Genomic DNA, 24,964 nt, shown 5'->3' with positions numbered 1-24,964 from the left:
AAGTAAGGTAAAATTAAATACATTATGACTTGGTTAACAGCGTTTAAAGATAAAAATATTGTTGTGCTTGGTGCCGGAATGACAGGTTTGTCATGCCTACGCCTTTTGCATGGGCAAGGTTTGTCATTTGCTGTTAATGATTCACGTATCATGCCCTTTGCTAATGCTGAGCAACAAGCTCAATACCAGCAGGATTTTCCCCAAGCTAAATTTATGTTCGGTCAATGGCAGCAAAGCCTAATTGCCCATGCCGATATCATTATCACTAGCCCGGGTATCGATTTAGCTGGCGAGGGTATTGCAGCACTTATTTCATCACATTGCCAAGTTATGGGTGATATTGAGTTATTTTGTCTAGTCAATAATAGCCGCGCTACCCCCATGAGAATGTTGGCAGTAACAGGCTCTAATGGCAAGTCTACCGTAGTGTCACTGCTGGCTTACCTTGCACAAAACCTTAGCATTAATGCGGCATTGGCGGGTAATATAGGTGAACCAATACTTGATTTACTGCAACTTGAGCAAGCCAGCGAAAGTTTGTCTGCTAATCAGCCCGATATTGTCATTGTCGAACTGTCCAGCTTTCAACTAGAAACACTCACTAGCATGCAAGCTATAGCCGCTAGTGTACTAAATTTGACCGACGATCATTTAGACCGCCATAAAACCTTAGCTAATTATCAGGCCATTAAACAAGGTATATATCGACAAGCGAAAGTTGCCGTGGTTAATAGAGATGATCAAGCGACTAACACTTTAGTTGCCGCACAAACAATCATTTCATTTGGTTTAAGTAAGCCAGAGCAAGGCCAGTTTGGTCTGGCTGTTATTGATCACAAACAGATGTTGATGTTTGGTGAGCAAGCCTTAATTTCGAGCGAGCTATTACCCCTAGCCGGTAGGCATAATGCCTTAAATTATATGGCGGCTTTGGCGCTTGGTTATAGCGCGGGTTGGTCTCTATCTGCCATGGTTAAACAACTGCCGGGATTTATCGGTTTAGCCCATCGTTGTCAACGTGTTGTCAGTGACGATGGTATTCAATGGATTAATGATTCGAAAGCCACCAATGTAGGGGCTACCCTAGCCGCGATCACTGGCTTGGCGCCGACGCTGGCTGATAACAATAAATTAATACTTATTGCTGGCGGGGACGGCAAAGGCGCTGATTTCTCCGCCCTTAAAACTATCTTCAAGGCTGAAGTCAGTCAGTTGATCACTTTAGGCAAAGATGGCGATAAAATTGCGGACTTAGTCAGTGATGCCATTGTTGTTGAGACCCTGTTGGCTGCGGTACAACAAGCTAAAAAACTAGCGAAACCAGGTGATATGGTGCTACTTTCACCCGCTTGTGCCAGTATTGATATGTTCAAAAATTACCTGGAACGAGGTGAGCAATTTATTGCGGCAGTACATGCGCAGGAGGTCTCATGTCGTTAGAAAAAACCATGACCTTAGCAAAAACAATGTCCTTAGCAACCACTCAGACAATAAGCAAGGCCATCTCGAAAGTACCAGTGCCGTCATTACCTGCATGGATTAACCGCCTGATGACCGATTCAGATGAATATGGTAGCCGCACGTTTGATCGCAGCTTTATTGTCTTGGGACTGATCATGTATATGGTTGGGCTAGTCATGGTGGCCTCTTCCTCAATACCGGTAGCGGAACGTCTATTTAATAATCCATTTCATTTTGTTATACGTCACGGTATTTATATTGGTTTAAGTATTGCCATGGCTGGGGTAGCTTTACAAATTCCTATGTCTTGGTGGCATAAAAACAGCAGTTACTTATTAGGTTTTGCCATTGTACTGCTAGTGACAGTATTGCTTATTGGTCGGACAGTAAACGGCTCTACCCGATGGATCGTACTAGGGCCTATTACGGTACAAGCAGCAGAGCCAGCGAAACTATTCTTCTTTTGTTATTTGTCCGCCTATCTAGTACGTCGCCGTGAGCAAGTAATGGAAAACTTAAAAGGCTTTATTAAGCCGTTAATTGTTTTTGGTGTTATGGCCGCCTTGTTATTATTACAACCGGATTTAGGTACCGTTATTGTCATGTTCGTCACCACTTTCGGCCTGTTGTTTTTAGCGGGTGCTAAGTTATGGCAATTTATCGCTATGGCTTCGGTTGGCGCCACATCGTTAGGTATGCTTGCTTACTTTGAACCCTACCGATGGCGACGAGTAACCAGCTTTTTAGACCCATGGCAAGACCCGTTTGGTAGTGGTTACCAGTTAACACAGTCATTAATGGCTTACGGTCGAGGTGAGATTTTAGGGCAGGGTTTAGGTAATAGCATTCAAAAATTAGAGTATTTGCCTGAAGCACATACTGACTTTGTTATGGCGGTTTTAGCCGAAGAATTTGGCTTTGTTGGTATCAGTGTGGTGCTGCTGCTGAGTATGACCTTAGTCTTAAAGGCGCTTATTCTAGGGCGTTGTGCACTCGCAAAAGAAAAGTATTTTGAAGGTTTCTTAGCGTACTCGATAGGTATTTGGATGTGCTTTCAGGCTGCGGTAAATATTGGTGCAAGTGCCGGTATTGTACCCACTAAGGGCTTAACCATGCCACTGATTAGTTATGGTGGTAGCTCTATGATAGTGATGACCCTAGCGTTAGTGATTTTAATACGTATCGACCACGAAATTCGCTTGCAAAGTATTCAAGCAACTAGCTCAAAAAGAAGTGCTCAAAAAGTGACTAAGCCTAACGAAAAGAAAAGTGGTGCTAGCTAATGGTGGTTAATAATGATCAAGACGACAAGGGTAAAACTAAAACTTTACTGGTGATGGCGGGTGGCACGGGTGGTCATATATTCCCAGGTCTTGCTGTTGCGGATGAACTTAAGGCGCAAGGTTGGCATATTCATTGGTTGGGCACCGCTGATCGAATGGAAGCTAATATTGTTCCTGAACATGGTTATGATATATCTTTCATTAATATAAGTGGCTTGCGAGGTAAAGGATTGTTAGCAATGTTAGTTATACCCTTAAAATTACTGCAATCACTGTACCAAGCTCGACGAGTGCTCAAAGCCGTTAAACCCGATGTGGTACTAGGAATGGGCGGTTATGCGAGTGCTCCGGGTGGCTTAGCAGCATGGTTAAGTAAAATACCCTTAATTGTCCATGAACAAAATGCTGCCGCGGGTTTAAGTAATAGATTATTAGCGCGTATTGCCAATAAAGTATGCTGCGCTTTTCCTCATGCTTTTGCCCCTGGGGTTGTTGCTGAGGTGGTTGGTAATCCTTTGCGTGTTGCCATTGGCCAGCAAGCAGCGTTAGCCAAGCAAAAATCGGCGAATGAAACTAAGCAGAAAAAAGCGAGTAAAAATATATTAGTGGTTGGTGGCAGCCTTGGCGCGCAAGTGTTAAATGAAGTAATGCCCAGCAGTTTTGCTCGTCTAGCGCGGGAGGATGAAAATTTCTCAATTTGGCACCAAACGGGTGCTAATAAACAAGAAAAAGTCATGGTATCTTATGCAGAGCAAGGTCTAGCTGCGGATAAGGTAGAAGTTACTGAGTTTATCAAGGATATGGCAACAGCCTATCAGTGGGCTGATATTGTTATTTGTCGTGCGGGCGCGTTAACCGTATCAGAATTAGCCATGGCGGCAACGCCAGCTATTTTTATACCGCTGCCGCATGCGGTCGATGATCACCAAACAAAAAATGCCCTCTATCTGGTTAAACGCGAGGCAGCGAAATTACTGCCACAAATAGAGTTGAATGAAGGCAGTATCACCGCGTTAATTACCGAGCTATTTGAGCAACCTGAAACCTTGATAACCATGGCTAAAGCTGCATTTTCCGCAGCAAACAGTGACGCAAGTATAAAAGTAGCAAAATTGTGCCAACAGCTTAGCCAAGCAAATGGCACAGCACTTAGCAATAACGAAGAGAAAATATGATAAAGCAAACTAACTCAAGTACTGGTGCAAGTAAAAGTACTCACGCAACGGCCCATTTAAATAAAGGTAGCAACTTGTACTCAGCTCAGGTGCCTGAAATGCGTCGGGTTAAACGTATCCACTTTGTTGGTATAGGTGGCGCCGGTATGGGCGGGATTGCCGAGGTTTTGCTGAATGAAGGTTATGAAATATCGGGCTCCGATATAGGTGAGAACCAAGTGGTGCAACGACTGACCGGCTTAGGTGCAAAAATTTTTATCGGTCATAAAGCTGATAACATTAGCCAAGCGAGTGTTATTGTCGTTTCTACCGCGATAAGTAGTGATAACCCAGAACTTGTCGCCGCAAAAAAATTACGTATTCCTGTAGTTAGACGCGCAGAAATGTTAGCTGAGTTAATGCGTTTTCGCCATGGTATTGCAATTGCGGGTACCCATGGTAAAACAACGACAACCAGCTTAATTGCCAGTATTTTTGCCCAAGGTAAATTAGATCCTACGTTTGTTATTGGCGGTTTACTCAACAGTGCTGGCACCAATGCCCGATTAGGTAGTAGTCGTTATTTGATTGCGGAAGCAGATGAAAGTGATGCGTCATTTTTACACTTACAACCCATGGTTTCCGTCATCACCAATATCGATACCGACCATATGGAAACTTACGGCGGGGATTTTGAAAAGCTCAAAGACACTTACATAGAGTTTTTACATAACTTGCCATTTTATGGTTTAGCGGTGGTTTGTATAGATGATCCGGTAGTGCGTGAATTATTACCACGAATTAGCCGCCAAGTGATCACCTATGGCTTTTCTGCAGATGCCGATGTTAGAGCGGTAAATTACCAACAAGAGGGTGCCGTGAGTCATTTTACCGTAGAGATAGCAGGGCAAGCACCGCTAGCTATGAGCGTAAACTTACCGGGTCAGCATAATGTCTTAAATGCTTTGGCTGGTGTCGCCGTTGCTAAAGACGAAGGGGTAAGTGATGAAGCTATATGCCAAGCATTATCTGAATTTGCTGGTATTGGCCGACGTTTTGAGCAGCTGCCTAATTTTACTACGGATGCCGGTAATATGTTTTTTGTTGATGATTATGGTCATCATCCGAGTGAAGTAAAAGCCACTATATTGGCTATACGTCAAGGTTGGCCAGATAGACGCTTAGTGATGATTTTTCAACCCCATAGATATTCTCGGACGCGCGATTTATATGAAGACTTTGTCGAAGTTCTTTCAGACGTAGACTGCCTGTTTTTACTCGATGTTTATGCAGCCGGAGAAAAGCCAATTGCGTCAGCAGACAGTAAAAGTTTAGCGCGTTCCATTCGTCAACGTGGTCAAGTAGAGCCTATTTATATCAGCGATGTTGATAAATTAGCAGAGCTGTTAGTAATGCAATTACAGGATAACGATATGGTGATAACCCAAGGTGCCGGCAGTATCGGCGCGGTTGCTATAAACTTAGCCGAGCATAGTTTGTTGCATGTAAACTCAGCGGCTAAAGGTGCTAAGTAATGGCTAGTGCTTGGCAATCTACATTGACCGATTCATTGGCACAGCTCAAGCAAGAAAAAATTGCTGTGCTTTATGGTGGTAACTCAGCGGAGCGAGAAGTTTCACTTAATTCAGGGCAAGCCATAGCCAAAGGTCTTGAGCAAGCCGGTTTTGATGTGGTGTTAATCGATACCAAATTTGTACCCTTAACTGACTTGTTGAGTAAAAAAGTAAAGCGTGTTTTTATTGCCTTGCATGGTCGGGGTGGTGAAGATGGTTGTGTGCAAGGGGCGCTTGAGTATTTGGGCATTCCCTATACTGGCTCAAATGTTTTAGGCTCTTCACTTTCTATGGATAAGGTGCGTAGTAAACAGATTTTCAAAGCCTGTGGCTTACCAACAGCAGCCTTTGCTGTTGTTGATAAAGCCGACTTTGCCCAGTTATCATTAGCAAATATTCTTGCTGATTTAGGTGGTAGAGTCATGGTAAAACCCGCCAATGAGGGCTCAAGTATTGGTATGGCACAGGCACAAACTGTTGAGCAACTGCATAATGCCTTGATAGAGGCTTTTGGTTTTGACCAGCAGGTATTGCTTGAAGCCTGGATTGATGGCCCTGAATATACCGTTGCTATTTTAGGTGATCAGGCATTACCAGTGATTCATATGGAAACACCACGTGAATTTTATGATTATGAAGCAAAATATCAATCGACAAGTACACAATATCATTGTCCATGTGATTTAAGTGAACGTGATGAAAGTGAATTGAAAAATTTATCTATTAAAGCCTTTAATGCCACAGGCGCGCGGGGCTGGGGACGGGTTGATATCATGCGTAATAATAAGGGCGAATGGCAGATATTAGAAGTGAATACGGTGCCAGGGATGACAGAAACATCACTAGTGCCCAAAGCCGCCAAGGTATTTGGTTTAAATTTTAGTGAGTTGGTGACACAAATATTACGGCTTAGTGTCAAGGGGTAAGGCGGCTATTGTGACTAATAAACGGCGGAACATTATAGAAAAAACCGCCCGCCAAGGCGAGGCGAATACCTTGTCTTTTGGCTTGGGTTTGTTGTTTTTTATTGTGGTGCTATTTAGCCTGATAACCATCAGTTGGTGGCTTATTAAGCATTTTGTTGGTCAAGAAAGTTCGCCGGTGACTGCTATCGTCATCTCAGGGGAAATGCCCTATAGCCAACGTAGCGATATTATTAATGCTATTGCACCAGTGAATATGGGTAATTTTTTCCAAGTTGACGTCAACGAAGTGCAACGTTATGTGCTTACCTTACCTTGGGTTTACTCGGTAGCGGTAAGAAAACAGTGGCCAAACGAATTAAAGATCTATGTGGTTGATCAAAATCCAGTGGCATTTTGGAATGGCAATTTTTTAATCAATCAACTTGGTCAGGTTTTTCAGGCGGATATTGAGCGGGTTAAACATTACCTGCCTAGCTTTTTTGGCCCTGAGGGAAGTGAAGTGTTAGCACTTAAAAATTATAGAGATTTCAACGAACTACTTGCTTCCGAATCGCTAACCATTGATGAGTTAGTGTTGAGTGAACGCTTCTCTTGGCAGTTAACCTTGGATGATGGCGTGACCTTAAATTTAGGTCGAGAAGAGCGGGTTGAACGTATTCAACGTTTCATGGATGTTTACCCAATAATCAAAGCACAACTAAAAGCAAAAATAATTGCGGAAAAACAGCAAAATCAGGCGGTTGATTACATCGATTTACGGTATGATACCGGATTGGCTGTTGGTTGGAAAAGGCTGGATAAAATTAGCCAAAATAAATTGCTAAAAAATAATGATAATAATCAGCGCAATCAGCGCAATCAGTTAAGAGTTTAAGTTAAATGTCTAAAGCAGCAGAAAGAAAATTAGTGGTTGGCCTTGATATAGGCACCTCCAAAATATCTGTCGCCGTCGGGGAGATCACACCAGACAACCAGTTAAGTATTATTGGTGTCGGTAATCAGCCTGCACGCGGCATGGATAAAGGCGGAGTAAATGACTTGAATCTTGTTATTCAAGCAATCCAACGCGCCATTAATGAAGCTGAGCTGATGGCTGATTGTCAAATAAGCTCTATTTATTTAGGCATTTCGGGCAAACATATTAGTTGCCAAAATGAAAATGGCATGGTGCCAATTAATGACAATGAAGTTATTCAAGAAGATGTAGACAATGTTATTCACACGGCGCGTTCAGTACCTATTTCAGCAGAGCGCCGCATGTTACACGTGCTGCCACAAGAATACAGTATTGATTGTCAAGACGGCATTAAAAGCCCTATTGGTATGTCAGGTGTTCGCATGGAAGCCAAAGTGCATATCATTACTTGTGCCAATGATATGGCGAAAAATTTAGTTAAGTGTGTGGAACGTTGCGATTTAACCGTGGACCAATTGATTTTTTCCGCGCTTGCTTCAAGTTATTCGGTGTTAACCGATGATGAGAAAGAGTTAGGTGTGTGTGTCGTGGATATGGGCGCCGGCACTATGGATATTTCGGTTTTTACCGGTGGAACCTTACGACATACGGCAGTAATACCTGTGGCCGGTAACCAAGTCACCAGTGATATTTCTAAAATATTTAGAACGCCATTAAGTCATGCGGAAGATATTAAAGTGCAGTATGCCTGTGCTTTAAAGCAATTAGTTAGCATGGAAGAAAGTATTGAGGTGCCAAGTGTTGGTGGTCGCCCTGCGCGTTCAATGTCACGCCATACCTTATCCGAAGTTGTTGAACCAAGGTATCAAGAGTTATTTGAGCTAATTCAAGAAGAAATTAGAGAATCAGGTTTATCAGACCAAATTGCTGCCGGCTATGTCTTAACCGGTGGCACGGCAAAAATGGAAGGTGTACTGGAATTTGCCGAAGAAATTTTTCAAATGCCCGTTCGTATTGCCTGTCCCTTGTCAGTACAAGGGCTAAAAGAATATGTTAACGACCCTAGCTACGCCACGGTTGTTGGTCTTTTGCATTATGGTATGCAAGCCGCCAGCGAAGTAGATAACTTAAGTAAAAAAGGCCAAAGTGTGGGTGATTTTTGGTCAAGAATTCATGCCTGGTTTAAAGGCGAATTCTAAAAGCTAGTTTAAAGGAATTTTGTTGTGAGCTGTTAAATGGAAATAACAGCTGTCTCGAATTGTTGTTAAAAGTAATGGTTGGCAACAGTTTATTTGGTATTTTAAGTCATTGTAAGTAAAACGGAGAGATAGAATGTTTGAATTAATGGAAGACCATAAGGAAGAAGCGATAATTAAAGTTATCGGTGTTGGTGGCGGTGGTGGTAATGCTGTTGAACACATGGTTTCACAAACGATTGAAGGTGTTGAGTTTATTACGGCAAATACCGACGCGCAAGCGTTACGTAATTCTTCTGCCGATGTAACCTTACAGCTTGGTGCTGGTGTAACTAAAGGCCTAGGCGCGGGCGCAAACCCGGAAGTTGGCCGTTGTGCCGCGGAAGAAGATAGAGAAGCTATCAAGCAAGCCCTCCAAGGTGCTGATATGATCTTTATTGCCGCGGGTATGGGCGGCGGTACAGGTACAGGTGCTGCACCTGTGGTGGCTGAAATAGCGAAAGAAATGGGTATTCTGACCGTTGCGGTAGTTACTAAACCCTTCCCTTTTGAAGGTAAAAAACGTATGAACTATGCCGATCAAGGCATTGAGTTTTTATCTAAAAATGTTGACTCACTTATTACTATCCCAAATGAAAAACTGCTGAAAGTACTTGGCCCAGGAACAAGTTTATTAGATGCCTTTAAAGCGGCAAATGATGTTTTACTTGGCGCGGTGCAAGGTATTGCTGAGTTAATTACCCGTCCCGGTTTAATTAACGTCGATTTCGCCGATGTACGCACGGTAATGTCTGAAATGGGCACGGCTATGATGGGCTCTGGTACAGCGTCCGGCCCTGATAGAGCTCAAGAAGCCGCTGATGCTGCTATTTCAAGTCCATTACTTGAAGATGTTGATTTAGCCGGTGCTCGCGGTATTTTAGTAAATATTACTGCCGGTATGGACATTAGCATCGATGAGTTTGAGACCGTCGGTAATGCAGTCAAAGCCTTTGCTTCTGAAAATGCTACCGTTGTGGTTGGTGCGGTGATTGACATGGATATGACCGATGAACTTCGTGTTACTGTGGTAGCGACTGGTATTGGCGCTGAAAATAAACCAGATATTACCTTAGTAAACCCTACGCAAATGGTTGAGCCTAATAAAATTGTTGGTGCTGATTATAGCCCCGCTACAGCACAGCCAAGTGCGGCAGTTGAGACAGTAACCATGACAGATAGTAACGCCCAAAAAGCGGTTGCCACTGATTTAGACACTTATTTAGATATACCGGCCTTTTTGCGCAAGCAAGCCGACTAATTCTTGACTAGTTAGTTACTCATTAGCGAGTAACTAAGTCCTACAGTTAGTTACTTTTGATTTAAGCGCTTATTTTTGATTTAAGCGCTTATTTTTGGTATATTATGCGCCGGTAAATTGGCTTAGCTGCTTTAGCGCCTAAATTAAATATGGGCTTGGTAATTAATTCATTTTAACTATGGCTAAAATGCGGGTAGTAGTTAGTGTTATCTAGCTTAATCGCTCGGTAAAGCATCTATGAAAGCAATGGCATTTATGCGCAAATAAAAAGCAAGGCTAATATGATTAAGCAACGTACATTAAAAACAAGTGTTTCAACCGTAGGTGTTGGTTTACATAAAGGTGAAAAAGTACAGGTTACTCTCCGTCCTGCACCCGCAAACACCGGTATTGTTTTCCGTCGTATTGATCTTGACCCTGTGGTTGAAATCAAAGCGACACCCGAAGCTGTCGGTGAAACCACGTTATGTACTTGTTTAGTCAACGAGCAGCAAGTTAAGGTTTCAACGGTAGAGCACCTACTATCAGCACTTGCCGGCTTAGGTATTGATAACTTAATTATCGATGTTGATTCTGCTGAAATTCCTATTATGGATGGCAGTGCCTTACCTTTTGTATATTTAATTCAGTCTGTTGGCATTGAGACCTTGAATGCACCTAAGCGTTTCTTACGTATTAAAAAACCAATTCGTGTTGAAGAAGGTGACAAGTGGGCAGAGTTATTGCCTTATGAGGGTTTTAGAGTCAATTTTGCTATTGAATTTGACCATCCAGTTATTAAAAAAACCTGTCAAACTATGAGTATGGACTTTTCTAGTTGCTCATATATAAAAGAAATTAGTCGCGCTAGAACCTTTGGTTTTATGAAAGATATTGAGTTCTTACGCTCTCATAATTTAGCCCTAGGCGGTAGCTTAGAAAACGCGATAGTGTTAGACGATTACCGTATGCTAAATAAAAATGAATTACGTTATGATGATGAATTTGTTAAGCATAAAATACTCGATGCGATTGGTGATCTTTATATGGGCAGCGCCAGTATTCTCGGGGAATTAAATGCCTTTAAATCTGGACATGGTTTAAACAATAAGTTACTCAGAAAGGTTTTTAAAGAAACTGACTCTTGGGAGTGGGTAACCTATGAAGATGATAAAGCTTCTCCAATAGAATATCAGGAAATTAACGCCACAGCCTTTTAGCTGTTTTGTTCATTTTTTATAAGGTGAGCACTTAGCGCAGTGCTCCTTTCGTTTCATACTTCACGGTGCTTATCTTTTTCCTGCTACCCGTGCTAATTTTTCCAGCTTTTCTTTCAAGCCTTTAGGGGCGTTTTTGGCAATTGCTAAAAATTGCTTAGCCGTTTTTTCATTTACTACGGTATTAGTTTGCTCCGTTGTCACTGGCGCAGATTGCTCAAGTTCTGCCCGTATTTTCTCTGTGACTTCATGGCGCTGTTGACGAAAGCCTTGCGGGTTCACTTTAATCTCTATCTGGTGAAAATTACCCTCAGTGTTAGTCTTCAAGGCGTTACATATGTTATTACGTTCAAACTGTAACCTTTGCCCCCACACAGGTGACTTCACTTCAATGATAAGGGTATCTTGGTGGTAATTGGCAATATGCCAAGCATCTACTGGTAAATCAGGGCAAATTTGCCGTACAATGTCCGCCAAGATGGTCAAAGAGTTGGTTTTTGTTTGAATATGTGCCAAAGTGCCTGTCGTTGTTTGCAATAGCGCTGACATATTAATAGGTTTTTTAGATTTTCTAGCCATTGTAACTACCAAAATTCAGTGTCTAAGCATACTGAATAAATTAATCAAATAGAGTCCTATGAGTTTAACACTACTATACCGAGGAAAAAACGTCAGATTTTCAATGCGACTTACTAAATTGCATTGGTTGTCAGCATTGTGCGCGTTTGCCTTAATTTCAGGGTTAATTGTTCACCTCATTGCCAGTAATAAATGGCAGCCCAATGGCGAGCAATACCGTGTAGTAGCGCATGTTAATTCTGTACCAACACTAATAACAGAGCAACAAATTACCGCCTTAACCATGAAGCTTGCTGAATTACAAAGTCAGGTGTTACGTTTAAATGCCCTGGGTGATCGCTTGGCAGATGATGCTAATATTCCCGCTAATGAGTTTAACTTCAGCCAACTACCCGTCAGTGGCGGACCATTTTCAGAGGCTTATCCAGTAAATAATAAAACCCTTGAACAGCTCTTTATTGATATAGAAGGTTTTGAAAGTAAGATAAATTACGAAGAAAAACAATTACAAATGCTTGAATCTTTAACTTTTGGTCACCATATACAAAATAATGCATATTTGTCAGGACGACCAATTACTAAAGGTTGGTTATCCTCGTATTATGGCGTGCGCAAAGATCCCTTTAATGGTAAACCAACCATGCATAAAGGTGTCGATTTTGCCGGTAAAGAAAATACCGCCATTATTGCCACGGCATCGGGGGTTGTAACGTGGGCAAGCAAGCGTTATGGCTATGGACAATTGATTGAAATCAATCATGGTGATGGCTTAGCTACTCGTTATGGTCATAACAAAGATATACTAGTAAATGTCGGTGATGTCGTTAATAAAGGGCAAAAAATTGCACGTATGGGCAGTTCAGGCCGTTCTACTGGGCCGCATGTTCACTATGAAATATTACGAAATAATAAACAAATTAATCCAATTAAATTTGTTTATCGCAAAGGGAAGTAGCCGGATAAAACGTCGGTTATCATAATAAATTCACTAAAGGTGGCAGATATACCCAGTACCAAGGTAATAGGTATAGTCACTGATAATTCTCAATAAATGGTTTAAATAAGATGTTTGGAAATTTGTTAACAAAAATATTTGGTAGTCGAAATGATAGATTGCTAAAACAAATGAGCAAAGAAGTCGATAAAATAAATGCGCTTGAACCTGTTTTAGAAGTATTAAGTGATGAAGAATTAAAAGCAAAAACCACTGAATTTAAAGAGCGCTGCGCTCAAGGCGAATCGATAGCGCAATTATTGCCAGAAGCTTTTGCTGTCGTTCGTGAAGCCAGTAAACGAGTCTTTGGTATGCGCCATTTCGATGTGCAAATGATTGGCGGTATGGTGCTTAATGACGGGAAAATTGCTGAAATGCGTACCGGTGAAGGTAAAACGTTAACAGCAACCTTACCATCATATCTTAACGCGCTAACCAACAAAGGTGTGCATGTCATTACCGTCAATGATTACCTAGCTACCCGTGATGCTGATTGGTGTCGTCCGTTATTTGAGTTTCTTGGTTTAACCGTCGGTTGTAATGTTGCTGGTATGACAACTGAGGATAAACAAGCTGCATATCAATCAGATATCACTTACGGTACCAATAACGAATTTGGTTTTGACTATTTACGTGACAATATGGTGTTTTCGTCGCTAGAACGCGCACAAAAACCACTACATTTTGCCATTATTGATGAAGTCGATTCAATCCTAATTGATGAAGCCAGAACGCCACTGATTATTTCTGGTCAGGCAGAAGATAGCTCAGCACTGTATAAAATTATCAATACGGTTGTACCCACATTAGTGCAACAAGACGAAGAAGATAAAGAAGGTGAAGAAAGCACGGGTGATTACACCATTGATGAAAAAGCTAAACAAGTTTATTTAACTGAACGTGGTCAAATTCATATCGAAGAGATCATGGTGGAAAAAGAGCTATTAACTGCCGGAGATACTTTATTTTCAGCCGCTAATATCACCTTATTACACCATGTTATGGCGGCGCTTCGTGCCCATAAGCTCTTTCAAAAAGATGTCGATTATATCTTAAAAGATGACGAAATAGTGATTGTTGATGAACACACTGGCCGTACGATGGATGGTCGTCGTTGGTCTGAAGGTCTTCATCAAGCGATCGAAGCAAAAGAAGGTGTTAATATTCAAAATGAAAACCAGACACTTGCTTCTATTACCTTTCAAAACTACTTCAGAATTTACCAAAAACTGTCAGGTATGACAGGTACGGCCGATACTGAAGCGTTCGAGTTCAATCATATTTATGGTCTAGAGACGGTTATTATCCCTACTAATCAACCGATGATTCGTAATGATATGGCTGATTTGATTTACTTAACAAAAGATGAAAAGTTTGAAGCAATTTTAGCGGATATTAAAGATTGCGTGAAACGAGGCCAACCGGTACTTGTTGGTACTATTGCCATTGAGACTTCAGAGTTCCTTTCTGATTTCTTGAAGAAAGAAAAAATTAAGCACAAGGTACTGAATGCTAAGTTCCATCAGCAAGAAGCTGAAATCGTCGCCGATGCAGGTAAAGAGGGCGCGGTTACTATTGCTACCAATATGGCTGGTCGTGGTACCGATATCGTTCTAGGTGGTAATTTAGAGGCCATAATCGCTAAGTTAACTAACCCGAGTGAAGATGAGCTTGCCAAAGTGAAAGCGCAGTGGCAAATTGACCATGACAGAGTACTTGAGCTCGGTGGTTTACATATAGTGGCGACTGAACGTCATGAATCAAGACGAATTGATAATCAGCTTCGTGGTCGTTCAGGACGACAAGGTGATCAAGGCTCCACACGTTTTTACCTATCAATGGAAGATTCATTGATGCGGATATTTGCCTCAGAACGTATTTCTAATATGATGCGAAAATTAGGCATGGAACATGGTGAAGCGATTGAACATCCTTGGGTGACCCGTAGTATTGAAAATGCTCAGCGTAAAGTTGAAGGTCGTAACTTTGATATGCGTAAACAGTTACTGGAATATGATGATGTTGCCAATGATCAACGTGGTGTTATCTATGAGCAACGTAATGAGTTACTGGATAATGAAGAGATTGGTGATGTAGTGAGTGCCATTCGCAATGATGTCATTGTTGGTGTTATTGAGCAGCATATCCCACCACAATCATTAGACGAAATGTGGAATATTCAGGCGCTTGAAGAGCAATTAAAAGGTGAGTTTGCCACCGAATTACCCATCGCAAAATGGCTTAAAGAAGATGACAATCTTCATGAAGAAACATTACGCGAAAAAATTATTACTGCCTTTGAGCAAGGTTATAAAGATAAAGAAGCTGCTGTTGGTGCAGATGTTTTACGTCAGTTTGAAAAAGCAGTGATGTTACAGAGCTTAGATTCTCATTGGAAGGAACATTTATCCGCTATGGATCACCTTCGCCAAGGCATTGGTTTACGTGCCCACGCGCAAAAAAATCCTAAGCAAGAGTTTAAACGTGAATCATTTCAGTTGTTTACTGAAATGCTCGATAACTTGAAGTATGACGTTGTCGGCATCTTGTCTAAAGTACAAATTCGTGCTGAGTCAGATGTTGAAGCGGTTGAAGAGCAACATAGAAAGTCAGAAGAAATAGCCATGGACTTTCAACATAAAGCGGCATCAAGCCCAGGTCGACCAGAGCAAGTACCTCGCGTAGGTCGTAATGAGCCATGTCCATGTGGCTCAGGTAAGAAATATAAGCAATGTCATGGCAAATTAGCTTAATTAAATAGCCTAGATATTAATTAATGCCAGTCAAATGACTGGCATTTTTATTATATCTATCCGGTCATAAAGAGAAGTGAAGTAATGAATAAAGTTGTGCATGTCGCCGTAGGCGTTATTACCAAGAGCTCTAAGGAAAATGGAACACTGTATTTCTTAACCAAGCGCTTAGAGCAGGCTCATCAAGGCGGGAAGTGGGAGTTCCCAGGTGGTAAGGTGGAAAATGGTGAAACTATCGCACAAACCCTCGCTAGAGAGCTTAAAGAGGAAGTGGCCATTGAGGTGTTATCTTGTCAACTATTGATTAAGGTTGAGCATACCTACCGAAGTAAAGGCGGAGCAGCAGATAAAAGTGTTTGCTTGGAGGTTTTTATTGTCGATAATTTTATCGGTGAGCCAAGTGCACAAGAAGGACAAGGTCAGGGCTGGTTTTCACTACCAGCATTACAGTTACTTGAATTTCCCGCAGCGAACAAAGCCATTATTAGCGAGCTTTTAGCGCAAACCCACTAGTCAATTTGACTTACTCGGGTTCTACAAAAAAATTATTATTAAGTAAAATGTCGTCTTCCATGGCATCAAGCATTTCTTGAGAGATGGCGGAGTCAACCGGGATAGGCACGCTAATTTTATGGCTTTCATCTGCCCACTCACCTAAATCAAGAAGTTGACAGCGTTTACAGCAAAAAGGTCTAAACTCACTACTTGCTTGCCAGATAACAGTTTTTTGGCATTGAGGGCAGGAAACTTTTAAGGTCATGGGCAAATATCATCTAAAACTATATATACTGTTAATTATACACTAAAGCTTAGCAGATGCTATTAAGAGTAATGGCTATAAAAGCTATCAGCCGTAGCAAAAATGCTCGGTTAACAGCGCGCTAATTGAAAATTTGTTGCTTGATTGGCGTATCTACGGCCAGTGTGTTGGCAGGGCAGCATAAAACGAATGGAATAGCGGAATTTGTTACCACTAATTGTCGGATAATATTTGGCATCTAGGGCTAACTTGATCCTTAATAATACCAGTCCTTCACCATTATCTTGATAAAAGCCACTATCAACTTCGATAGTTTCAAATTCAGCCCGCAGACGAATAAATTTAAGCACTATAGCAATAGCAGATGAGATATCACTTAATAAGCTAAGCCATTGTTGAGCTTCTAGTTTTATTGTTTTTTCATCTTGGTGCAGCCAAAAATGTAATTGCGGTAAATCAAAACTAAAACTACCACCTTGTATGGCAAAGCGCTGCTTTAAAGAGGTTAGTAATTTATCTTCTTTTAATTGCATCCAGGTTGGGTTAGGGCTCCTGAGTTTAGCGACTAATTTAACGGTTTCTGCTAAATTCTTGTCGAGTGCACTGCTATCTACCTCTGGAGCTTTTGACCATATTACTAAATTTTGCTCTAGTTTTTCTAAGTCTTTAATTAAATCACCACGGACGTCATTTCGCTCTAAAGTATCAATAATCGAAAACAAGGCATTAAAGAATGCTTGATGGCTGTTAACCATAGTGAGTGTATGATTGATACATGAATAGGCCTGAGCGAAGAGATGCTCAAGTTTTAGATAATTTCGAATGCGCTCATTGAGCGGATGTTCATATAAGACGGTAGACATACAGCGTTTTGTAATCAGTTAACCTGAGATGTAAATAAAGAAAGGATTATTTCATTGTCGATTTTTAAAGCATTGTTGTCAAGGCTAAATATTTTTTATCAAGTGATAACACGATTTTTTTGATCTCTGTTAGGCTAACGTCGTCGTTCTTAATAACATCATCAGCAACGGCAAGTCTTTTTGCACGATTAGTCTGACTCGCTAAAATTGCCTTAACTTCGGCTACTGAGCTGTTATCTCTAAGCATGGTTCGTGCTACTTGAGTCGCTTCACTGACATCAAGCACTAAAATTCGGTTTACCAGCGCCAGTAAATTATTTTCAATCAGCAAGGGCGCAACTAAAATACAATATGAGCTCTTTGCGGCGGCAGTTTTGTTGATCAGGCTAGTTCGTATTAAAGGATGCAATAGCTTATTCAGCCAACATTTATCTGCTTCATTGGCAAAGATCCTACTGCGCAATAACCGCCTATTCAGCTGACCATCTACTTGTAGGTAGTTATCACCAAAATGTTGAGCAATGGCCTTCAATGCGGGACTGTTAAGGGCGACCATTTCTCGGGCAATGATATCAGCATCAATGATCTCAATGCCTAATTCTTGAAAATAATGAGTTATAGTGGATTTACCACTGCCAATACCACCGGTAAGGCCAATAATGAGCTCTGACATGTTAAATAAACTTATAAGTTAGTGTAGTAGTTGTAAGTACCACGACCAAATACCATCACCCCATAATAAAGTGAGCCAACCCGCTATGGCTAAATAAGGGCCAAAAGGAATACCCTGTTCCCTTTGATGGTTTTTGAATAATATTAGGGTAATGCCAACAATAGCTCCAACCACGGATGCCATCAAAATAAGCAGAGGCAATAATTGCCAACCTAGCCAAGCACCAAAAACGGCAAATAACTTAAAGTCGCCAAAGCCCATGCCCTCTTTGCCGGTAAGTAACTTAAAAATCCAAAAGACAGAAAATAAGCTCATATAACCAATCGCAGCGCCAATTACTGCATCGGTTAACGGCGCGAATGTACCATTGATATTTATCAATAAACCCAGCCATAATAGCGGTAGGGTAATTTGATCAGGCAATAACATATGATCAAAATCTATCATGGTTAATGTTATTAGGCCCCAGGTAAGTATCAAAGCAAAAAAGGTTTCACTGGTAACGCCAAAATGTTGAGCAACAATAAGGCTTAACAGCATTGTTGATATTTCAACTAGGGGATAGCGTGCAGAAATTGTATTGGCACATTGACTACATTTCCCTTTAAGCATAAGCCAGCTTAGCACCGGAATATTTTCATAAAAGCGGATATTATGGCCGCAACTTGGACAGCTAGAATTAGGCTTGGATAAGGTCATCGCGGTAAGGTTTTTAGCTTTAATATTTTTCACTTCATCGGCTAAAAACTCTCGGCAGTCATGATACCAAGTATATTCCATCATTTTTGGCGTGCGGTAAATCACCACATTTAAAAAGCTGCCGATGGCTAGTGAAATTAAACCAACAGTGAAATAAAACAAAGTGGCAGATTGCTGCATTGATATTAATAAATGATCAAAGAAGGAAAAGATATTGTCTAACAAAGGGGTTACCTACATATAAAGTTAAGAGATTTCAGCTAAAATCGATGAGAAAAGTAGAGAGGCTAGCAGCAATGGAGCCGTATGACTACGACTCCCCCTGATACTGATACTGATACTGAATCTAAACAATCTTGCCAATTTCAAATATTGGTAAGTACATGGCTATGATTAAACCACCAATAACGACACCGAGTACTGCCATGATCATTGGCTCTAATAGAGCGGTTAAACTATCGACAGCATCATCAACTTGTTGCTCGTAAAGATTGGCTACTTTTTCAAGCATATCATCAACAGCACCTGACTCTTCACCTATGGCAACCATTTGAATAACCATATCGGGGAATATTTTACAGTTACGCATGGCTAAGTTCATTTGCATGCCAGAGGTAACTTCAGCTCGGACTTCGAGAATCGCATCACGAAATACCGCATTACCGGAAGCTCCTGCAGCCGATTCAAGCGCATCAACTAGTGGCACACCGGCGGCAAAAGTGGTTGATAGGGTGCGAGCATAGCGGGCAACGGCGGCTTTTTCTAACAAATCACCAATAACAGGCAGTTTTAGAATGTTTTTATCGACACTATCACGGAGCTTTTGGCTATTTCTGTGCGCGCGTTTAAATAAGAACAATGCCAGGTAAAGACCGGCCAAGCCAAAATACCAATAGGCCTGCATAAACTCGGAAATAGCAATGACAAATAGCGTAAATCCTGGTAATTCAGCACCAAAACCAGCAAATATCTCCTGAAATACCGGTACAACAAAAATAAGTAAAATTGACGTTACAATGGCAGCTATTACTAACACGGCAATAGGATAAGTCATGGCTTTTTTAATTTTACTTTTTAATGCTTCTGCTTTTTCTTTATAGGTTGCTATACGACCATAGATAGTTTCTAAAGATCCAGATTGTTCACCAGAGGCAACAAGGTCACAATAAAGATCGTCGAAAAAAAGCGGATGATCACGTAAACAGTCCGATAATGGGATGCCTGAAGATAATTTCACCTCAATATCCGCTAGCAAGGTACGCACCTTACCATTGTTGTGTCCCTTGCCAATCATTTGGATGGTTTGCACTAGAGGCACACCAGCGCCTAACATGGTTGCTATTTGGCGAGTAATAAGGGCAATATCCATCGGGGTTATTGCTTTATCCCCCCCCATGCCGAATAAAGGTTTAGGTTTTTTCTTGACCCGACTTGGTGTTATGCCTTGTTTACGTAACTGTAACTTTAGTTCAATGACATTATTAGCCGTTAATTCACCCGTTATTTTTTTACCTTTACGGTTGACGCCATGCCAAATATAAACTTCTTGTTTTTTTACTTTTTTTTGAGTTCTAGTAGATTTTCTATTTGATGTAATAGCCATAGTTAACCTTGATCCATGAGTTACTCTACTTATTATTCTTTTAGGAGGTAAATAAAGTGATATTTATTGAGTAAGTTATCTTATTTAATCTAATTAAGTTAACCGAATTTTAGCTTAAGAGCTAGTCACGCGGTTAATTTCTTCTAAACTGGTCATGCCATTCATGGCTTTAATTAACCCTGATTGACGTAGGTTGTTGTAGCCTTCTTTTTGACATTGTTTAGCGATATCGAGAGAGTTACCCCCTTCCATAATAATAGTCGCTATGATTGGACTAATCTTTATCACTTCATAAATTCCTACGCGGCCTTTATAACCGCCAGTGCAGTGGCTGCAACCTACCGCTTTAAATAATTTTATCTCGCTAAGTTTATCAGCAGGAAATCCTTCTTCGGCTAATAGCATCTCCGAAAGAGGCTCCTCTTCCTTACACTGAGGGCATAATCTACGCGCTAATCGCTGGGCTATTATGATTGAAACAGAGCTGGCAACATTATAAGCCGGCACACCCATATTTAATAAACGGGTTAGCGTTTCTGCCGCAGAGTTAGTATGTAGCGTTGATAGTACTAAGTGACCAGTCTGTGCGGCTTTGATGGAAATCTCAGCGGTTTCAAGGTCTCGTATTTCACCCACCATAATAACATCGGGGTCTTGTCGTAAAAAAGAGCGCAGGGCGATGGGAAAGGTTAGACCGGCACGATTATTAATTTGTACCTGGTTAATACCTTCAAGGTTAATTTCAACCGGATCTTCAGCGGTAGATATATTACGTTCTTCAGTGTTGAGAATATTTAATCCGGTATACAAGGATACTGTCTTACCTGAGCCTGTTGGCCCGGTAACTAATATCATGCCTTGTGGCTGCTCTAATGCTTCCATGTATATTTTTTTCTGTTCAGGCTCATAACCAAGCATATCGATACCAAGCATGGCACTTGATGAGTCTAGGATACGCATTACAATTTTTTCGCCCCACATAGTGGGTAGGGTACTAACACGAAAATCGATAGATTTTTTCTTTGATAAGGCTAATTTTATCCGGCCATCTTGTGGCACCCGTCGCTCAGCGATATCTAATTTTGACATGACTTTTAAGCGCGCCGCCATTCTTGACGCTAGAGCTACAGGCGGTTTAGCTATCTCAGACAATATGCCATCAATACGAAAGCGAATACGAAATGATTTTTCATAGGGTTCGAAATGTAAATCAGAAGCGCCTTTTTTAATGGCATCGAGTAAAATCTTGTTAATAAAAACCACAATAGGAGCGTCATCTTCGCTATTCGCTTTATCTTCTTCTTTTTTTGCTTCTGCGACATCTATACCCGCTAGCTCTTCGGAATCAATATCCTTGATATCTAGGGCATCACTTTCATCTTCTAAAACTTTCTCAATACAGGCTTGTAAGCTAGTATCTTCACATAAGACTAACTCAGTGTTGTAGCCAGTATTAAATTGAATTTCTTCTAGCGCATCTAGATTAGTGGGATCTGACATAGCAACAAATAGCACTTTACCACGTAGAAATAGCGGCAAGGCGTTGTGCTTGGTAATGAGCTTTTCATTACGAACACCATCGGGTACTAAAGTGGTATCAAAGTTTGATAGTTGAATTTGTGGGTAGCCAAAGCTTTTAGACAGCACTTTGGCAATACTTTTACCATCAAGGTTTTTATTTTCGATTAAAAAACGAATAAAAGGCTTACTTTTTCCGACAAAATCAGCGGTAATGTCATCAATTGACTCTAGAGGAATAAGGTTCTGCTTGGATAGTGCCGATAAAACACTGGCTTGCTGGTGGCTTCCTTTCATAACGTTTGCAGATAACCTCTTGGAAATACAGAATTAGTAGTTAGTATTTTAGTGTAACTTATAATTATATAAAAGAACAAAGAGATTTATGAATAGCGGACAGTCATTTGACTCCAGAGTTGTATATCTTGCCACTATAGTGGGATCTGCATAACAGAAAGATACATTTCCTTTTTATTATATGGCTATAGTGTTGCCTATTACTCTCATGGTATATTTATGGAATTGTATTATTCAGCTATTAGTTTTCCTCGGTATTTATCGTGACTTACACCTCATCAAAACATCAATTCATTCCATTTTTAGGTATTCATTTAGCATTCACAGCATTGGTTATGTCAATTATAATCCTGTTTAATGAACTGCCTTTTATCTTGATTTTTCTACACCTGAGTATTTTGTTTTCATTGTATTTTTTAACTTATGTTTTTTGTCAAACAGTGTTGATTAATGCACCCTTAGTTAAAATCCTGCTATTTTCTTTAGTTAGTTTCTTTATCTTTTGGTTATATATATTAAATACTCTAGCACTTAATTATTGGGGCAGCACAGTAACATTCTCATTTATTTGGCTTTACCTCTGCCAAATAAATAGCTTACTAGAAGACATTCCATTTGCATTACTTTTAGTCTTAATTGTAGCAATAAGTGTTTTTTGTTTGTTTTTTAAGTTTTATAATCGCCATGTTGTATTTTCAGAAGCTAAACCATCATGGGGGGATTTTAAGGTTTATTATATATTTTCTTTTGTTGTTATGTTAAATGTATTTATATCATTTGATCCTAAAGATCCAAAAATATGGGAAGGAGAGTTTATTACCAATTTGGTTCTAAATAGTACCGGAATACATCATTTATATACGCCAAAAATTTTAATTCCAATAAAAAAAAATGATAAGAAAATTAGACCTAACATTATTTATATTCACCTTGATGCCATGCGTTCTGATCATATGTCAGCTTATGGTTATTATCGTAATACCACCCCTTATATCGATAAATTGTTAGAACATGGTGCTGAAAAAATTACTGTTGCCACTTCTATTTGTTCTGAATCAATTTGTGGCATGGTGGCGGCATTAGGCTCTAATTTTATTGATAAATTACCAAATAAATTTGAGTTATTACACCACCAGTTGAAAAAATATGGTTATAAAAATAATTTTATTGGTGTTGGAAATTTTTCTTGGGGAGGGTTTGATAACATAATTCAAGGTGGAATAGACCTATTCTCAAGGTCTGATCAACAATCAGATTATTCAATACATGATGATTTTTATATTATAAATGAATTGAATAAATTACCGCAAAGTAAGAATAAAGAAAACTTCTTTTTTTTACGTTATTTATCGTCTCACCCTATAGGTAAACACTTTAATCGCTATAGGAAGTACACACCAAGTCAAAAAAATGTATTCTCGTATTTACTACCATCGTTAGATGATGAAGTAGCAATAAATGCATATGATAATAATACCTTGCAAGCAGATGATTTAGTTCAGCGTTCCTTATCGATATTAAAAGCTAAAGGGTATTTAGAGAATTACATTTTGGTTATTTATGGCGATCATGGTGATGCATTAGGCGAACATGGTTATTTTGGGCATTATACGGGCTTATACCAAGAAGAAATAGGCGTACCTATGATTTTTGCATCTAATAAAGCTATCGGACTAAGCCTTAAAGAATATGCAAGTATATTAGATATAGCCCCTACTATTTTAGATTTTGTTGATATTCCTATTCCAAAGCAATATATAGGTATATCTTTATTTAGTGAGGTAGAAAACCATCCTCTAACTTTCCATAGCTCTAGAACGGGAGTTTATTCAGTTATTTATCAAACTAATAACAAGTTATATAAATATATTTATTACCGCAAGGCACAAAAAGCCAATGAGTTATATGAGTTATTCTCTGATCCTAAAGAAAGGAATAATGTAATTGGTTCAGTAAGCGGCAATATTTCATTATATTTAGAAGAACAATTAATAGGTTATTTTCAACTTGAGACTGAACTATGAATTTTGATATCACTGTTTGGTTTCCTTGTGTTAAAGCAGGTACTGGTTCAGATGTTTTACTATTCGCCTTGCTGATGCACTACAAAAACGTGGTATTAGGGCTGAAATAACTTCATCAAAAGGGTCAGAGTTAGTTGGTTGTTGTAAACTTGTTTTTATGAACTCATCTTATTGTTCGACTTCTATTTTTAAGGATGAAAATGGCTAGATCACCTCGGTTAAATTTAATAGGTATTCCGCAACATGTGATTCAACGTGGTAATAATCGTCAAGCTTGCTTTTTTGAAAACCAAAATTATCAAGTGTATCTTGATAAACTTCTTGAATATAGCCTAAAGCATCAAGTTGAAATCCATGCTTTTATTTTAATGACAAACCATGTGCATTTACGGGCAACACCAAGAATTGAAAATGGCGTTAGCCTGATGATGCAGTCACTGGGGCGTTATTATGTCAGATATATAAATAAAACTCATACCATTTTGATTAAGTTTTTTCCCACCCAGCGAGAGTTAAAAGGCTTAGAGGCAAGGCATTGATTGAAGATAATGGTTATTCCCTTGTCAAAATCAATAACGTAGTATGTAAGCCTTTTAAACTCGCCCTTCGGGAGCTTATCAGCGATTCGATAACCGCACTGAATTTCTTTCATATAGACATAACTATAATGTAAAAAAATTCAATTTGTTCTCAAACCGCTGATAAGCTCTGAGTGGGAACAAACTTAGTCAAATTGGTATTATCACCGAACAGGTACTTTATGGGAAGATAGATACAAGTCGAGCTTGGTTGATAGCGATAATTATTTTTTAACCGGTATTACTCGGTACATTGAGTTCAACCCGGTACGTGCAGAAATGGTTGTTCGACCTGAATCATATCCTTGGTCAAGTTATCATCAACATGCTTTAGGGAAAACAATTAGCTTGCTCACGGACCATGATTGTTATTTAAAGCTTGGTGATTCTGCCAGTAAACGGCAACAATCGTATCTTAAATTGTGTAAACAATATTTGAGTGATGATGAAGCGTCATTAATCAGAGCATCAGTGAATAAAGCTTGGATTCTAGGTGATGATAGCTTTAAGCAGAAAATAGAAAGGCAACTTTGTGTGTCAGTTTCACCCAAAGCAAGAGGTGGAGATAGAAAGTCAATTAAGTATCAGCACAGTAAAGGTTAGATAGACAGAGCATC

At 40.0% G+C, this 24,964-nt stretch carries 22 protein-coding genes; 15 read left to right on the top strand and 7 right to left on the bottom strand.

The annotated features are described in order from the left end of the window. The first annotated feature begins 24 nt into the window (after positions 1 to 24). The 9 genes from murD to lpxC all read left to right on the top strand — a co-directional run bounded on the left by murD (position 25) and on the right by lpxC (position 11,009). On the top strand, positions 25 to 1,440 hold the full coding sequence (gene murD / locus ASU03_RS15470) for a UDP-N-acetylmuramoyl-L-alanine--D-glutamate ligase (RefSeq protein WP_057832673.1): 1,416 nt from the start codon (positions 25 to 27) through the stop codon (positions 1,438 to 1,440). Beyond that, positions 1,431 to 2,744, top strand: coding sequence for a cell division protein FtsW (gene ftsW, locus ASU03_RS15465; protein WP_057832672.1), 1,314 nt, complete (start codon positions 1,431 to 1,433; stop codon positions 2,742 to 2,744). Before murD ends, ftsW begins: the two co-directional genes overlap by 10 nt. Continuing rightward, positions 2,744 to 3,919: an undecaprenyldiphospho-muramoylpentapeptide beta-N-acetylglucosaminyltransferase gene (murG, locus tag ASU03_RS15460; protein WP_057832671.1), complete on the top strand. Its 1,176-nt coding sequence runs from the start codon at positions 2,744 to 2,746 to the stop codon at positions 3,917 to 3,919. The genes ftsW and murG overlap by 1 nt, the downstream gene beginning before the upstream one ends. Positions 3,920 to 4,017: 98 nt before the next feature. Beyond that, complete coding sequence (gene murC, locus ASU03_RS15455) at positions 4,018 to 5,433, top strand: UDP-N-acetylmuramate--L-alanine ligase (protein WP_057832975.1); 1,416 nt, start codon at positions 4,018 to 4,020, stop codon at positions 5,431 to 5,433. Continuing rightward, positions 5,433 to 6,398 carry a D-alanine--D-alanine ligase gene (locus tag ASU03_RS15450; protein WP_157465933.1) on the top strand — a complete coding sequence of 322 codons (966 nt, stop codon included), beginning with the start codon at positions 5,433 to 5,435 and terminating at the stop codon, positions 6,396 to 6,398. Before murC ends, ASU03_RS15450 begins: the two co-directional genes overlap by 1 nt. Positions 6,399 to 6,408: 10 nt before the next feature. Continuing rightward, positions 6,409 to 7,272, top strand: a complete 864-nt coding sequence (locus ASU03_RS15445; RefSeq protein ID WP_057832670.1) for a cell division protein FtsQ/DivIB — start codon at positions 6,409 to 6,411, stop codon at positions 7,270 to 7,272. A 5-nt stretch (positions 7,273 to 7,277) separates the two neighbouring features. Beyond that, a complete protein-coding gene (gene ftsA, locus ASU03_RS15440; protein WP_057832669.1) occupies positions 7,278 to 8,513 on the top strand; it encodes a cell division protein FtsA in 1,236 nt (411 codons plus the stop codon). A gap of 133 nt (positions 8,514 to 8,646) precedes the next feature. After that, complete coding sequence (ftsZ, locus tag ASU03_RS15435; protein WP_057832668.1) at positions 8,647 to 9,810, top strand: cell division protein FtsZ; 1,164 nt, start codon at positions 8,647 to 8,649, stop codon at positions 9,808 to 9,810. 281 nt (positions 9,811 to 10,091) lie between these two features. Continuing rightward, positions 10,092 to 11,009 (top strand): UDP-3-O-acyl-N-acetylglucosamine deacetylase, encoded by a 918-nt coding sequence (lpxC, locus tag ASU03_RS15430; RefSeq protein WP_057832667.1) that lies wholly within the window; start codon positions 10,092 to 10,094, stop codon positions 11,007 to 11,009. Positions 11,010 to 11,078: 69 nt separating this feature from the next. Here lpxC and ASU03_RS15425 read toward each other — a convergent pair whose 3' ends face one another. Beyond that, positions 11,079 to 11,585, bottom strand: a complete 507-nt coding sequence (locus ASU03_RS15425; RefSeq protein ID WP_057832666.1) for a DUF721 domain-containing protein — start codon at positions 11,583 to 11,585, stop codon at positions 11,079 to 11,081. Between the two features lie 103 nt (positions 11,586 to 11,688). Here ASU03_RS15425 and ASU03_RS15420 point away from each other — a divergent pair, with 103 nt between their 5' ends. From ASU03_RS15420 to mutT, 3 genes are all read left to right on the top strand, one after another. After that, positions 11,689 to 12,540, top strand: coding sequence for a M23 family metallopeptidase (locus ASU03_RS15420; protein WP_231731601.1), 852 nt, complete (start codon positions 11,689 to 11,691; stop codon positions 12,538 to 12,540). Positions 12,541 to 12,650: 110 nt separating this feature from the next. Beyond that, positions 12,651 to 15,332, top strand: coding sequence for a preprotein translocase subunit SecA (gene secA / locus ASU03_RS15415; protein WP_057832664.1), 2,682 nt, complete (start codon positions 12,651 to 12,653; stop codon positions 15,330 to 15,332). 84 nt (positions 15,333 to 15,416) lie between these two features. Beyond that, positions 15,417 to 15,845 carry an 8-oxo-dGTP diphosphatase MutT gene (mutT, locus tag ASU03_RS15410; RefSeq protein ID WP_057832663.1) on the top strand — a complete coding sequence of 143 codons (429 nt, stop codon included), beginning with the start codon at positions 15,417 to 15,419 and terminating at the stop codon, positions 15,843 to 15,845. A gap of 10 nt (positions 15,846 to 15,855) precedes the next feature. On the opposite strand, the gene yacG is transcribed toward mutT, so the two are convergent. The 6 genes from yacG to pilB all read right to left on the bottom strand — a co-directional run bounded on the left by yacG (position 15,856) and on the right by pilB (position 21,745). Continuing rightward, the gene (yacG, locus tag ASU03_RS15405; protein ID WP_057832662.1) at positions 15,856 to 16,092 is read right to left on the bottom strand and encodes a DNA gyrase inhibitor YacG; all 237 of its coding nucleotides are present in this window, start codon (positions 16,090 to 16,092) and stop codon (positions 15,856 to 15,858) included. A gap of 110 nt (positions 16,093 to 16,202) precedes the next feature. After that, positions 16,203 to 16,955, bottom strand: coding sequence for a cell division protein ZapD (gene zapD, locus ASU03_RS15400; protein ID WP_057832661.1), 753 nt, complete (start codon positions 16,953 to 16,955; stop codon positions 16,203 to 16,205). Between the two features lie 64 nt (positions 16,956 to 17,019). Then, positions 17,020 to 17,628 (bottom strand): dephospho-CoA kinase, encoded by a 609-nt coding sequence (gene coaE, locus ASU03_RS15395; RefSeq protein WP_057832660.1) that lies wholly within the window; start codon positions 17,626 to 17,628, stop codon positions 17,020 to 17,022. An 18-nt stretch (positions 17,629 to 17,646) separates the two neighbouring features. Beyond that, a complete protein-coding gene (locus ASU03_RS15390) occupies positions 17,647 to 18,507 on the bottom strand; it encodes a prepilin peptidase (protein WP_057832973.1) in 861 nt (286 codons plus the stop codon). Between the two features lie 166 nt (positions 18,508 to 18,673). Then, positions 18,674 to 19,930, bottom strand: a complete 1,257-nt coding sequence (locus ASU03_RS15385; RefSeq protein WP_057832659.1) for a type II secretion system F family protein — start codon at positions 19,928 to 19,930, stop codon at positions 18,674 to 18,676. Between the two features lie 114 nt (positions 19,931 to 20,044). Beyond that, the gene (gene pilB, locus ASU03_RS15380; protein WP_057832658.1) at positions 20,045 to 21,745 is read right to left on the bottom strand and encodes a type IV-A pilus assembly ATPase PilB; all 1,701 of its coding nucleotides are present in this window, start codon (positions 21,743 to 21,745) and stop codon (positions 20,045 to 20,047) included. A gap of 263 nt (positions 21,746 to 22,008) precedes the next feature. On the opposite strand from pilB, the gene ASU03_RS15375 reads away from it, so the two are divergent. From ASU03_RS15375 to ASU03_RS15365, 3 genes are all read left to right on the top strand, one after another. Continuing rightward, positions 22,009 to 23,769 carry a sulfatase family protein gene (locus ASU03_RS15375; protein WP_157465932.1) on the top strand — a complete coding sequence of 587 codons (1,761 nt, stop codon included), beginning with the start codon at positions 22,009 to 22,011 and terminating at the stop codon, positions 23,767 to 23,769. Between the two features lie 200 nt (positions 23,770 to 23,969). Continuing rightward, positions 23,970 to 24,308: a transposase gene (locus tag ASU03_RS15370; protein ID WP_331456673.1), complete on the top strand. Its 339-nt coding sequence runs from the start codon at positions 23,970 to 23,972 to the stop codon at positions 24,306 to 24,308. 246 nt (positions 24,309 to 24,554) lie between these two features. Beyond that, a complete protein-coding gene (locus ASU03_RS15365) occupies positions 24,555 to 24,950 on the top strand; it encodes a hypothetical protein (RefSeq protein ID WP_197411263.1) in 396 nt (131 codons plus the stop codon). Positions 24,951 to 24,964 lie beyond the last annotated feature (14 nt).

Origin of the sequence: Colwellia sp. TT2012 (assembly GCF_001440345.1) — a bacterium.
GTDB lineage: Bacteria > Pseudomonadota > Gammaproteobacteria > Enterobacterales > Alteromonadaceae > Colwellia.
This window is presented reverse-complemented; position numbering and strand designations above follow the sequence as displayed.